The organism is uncultured Campylobacter sp. (assembly GCF_938045535.1).
GTDB lineage: Bacteria > Campylobacterota > Campylobacteria > Campylobacterales > Campylobacteraceae > Campylobacter_B.
Genome location: NZ_CALIMQ010000137.1, coordinates 1 through 1076, shown reverse-complemented (window position 1 = coordinate 1076; position 1076 = coordinate 1). Strand labels below are relative to the sequence as shown.

Sequence of the window (1076 nt, the reverse complement as noted above, 5' to 3'; positions counted from 1 at the left end):
GGAGGCAAAAAACTAAGCGGCAGCGTCAAAATAAGTGGCGCAAAAAACGCCGCACTGCCGCTCATAGCCCTATCTATCCTTTCAAAAAACGAAGTCGTAATTAAAAATTTACCCGCAGTTTCCGATATCCACACGCTAATTCAGCTGCTTTCAAATTTAGGCGCAAAGTGCGAGTTTCTTGACGCTAATACCGCCAAAATCGATACGCGCGAGGTAAACTCGACCAAGGCGATCTACGACATAGTGCGCAAAATGCGAGCTTCGATCTTGGTGCTGGGGCCGCTTTTAGCGCGGTTTAGACACTGCGAGGTAAGCCTTCCGGGGGGCTGCGCGATCGGCGCCAGACCGATCGATCTGCACCTTAGCGCGCTTGAAAAGATGGGCGCAGAGGTTAAGATCGAGCAGGGTTACGTCGTTTGCACCGCAAAAAAGGGGCTTAAGGGCGCGACTATAAATTTTGACAAAATTACCGTTACCGGCACCGAAAACATCGTAATGGCAGCGGCCTTAGCAAGCGGCACCACTCATATCATAAACGCGGCAAAAGAGCCCGAAGTCATCGCCGTTTGCAACGCATTAAAAAGCGTAGGCATCGACATAGAGGGCATAGGCACGAACGAAATCCTCATCAAAGGAAGCGACGGCGAGCTTTTAAGCTTGAACGAAATTTCGATCATTCCCGATCGCATCGAGGCGGGCACCTATCTGTGCGCGGGTGCGATCACGGGCTCCCGCATCACGATCACGCACTCTTGCGCGGCTCATCTTGCCGCCGTGCTTGCAAAATTTGAAGATATGGGCTTTAAATTTGAAATTTCAAGCGGCGGCGACGAGATAACGATCTTGCCCGCCAAGATCAAACCAGTTGAGATTATCACAAGCGAATATCCGGGCTTTCCTACCGATATGCAGGCGCAGTTTATGGCACTGGCGTGTGTAGCCACTGGCGTCAGTACCATCGACGAGAGGCTTTTTGAAAACCGCTTCATGCACGTTAGCGAACTCTCAAGAATGGGCGCAGATATCCGTTTAAACGGACACATCGCGACGATCAGCGGCGGCAAGCTAAACGGTGC

The 1076-nt window shown here is 51.5% G+C and carries 1 protein-coding gene; it reads left to right on the top strand.

Annotation, left to right across the window (positions count from 1 at the left end):
• Positions 1-1076: UDP-N-acetylglucosamine 1-carboxyvinyltransferase (gene murA, locus Q0095_RS04500; RefSeq protein WP_297881759.1), on the top strand; the 1076-nt coding region annotated here is incomplete at both ends.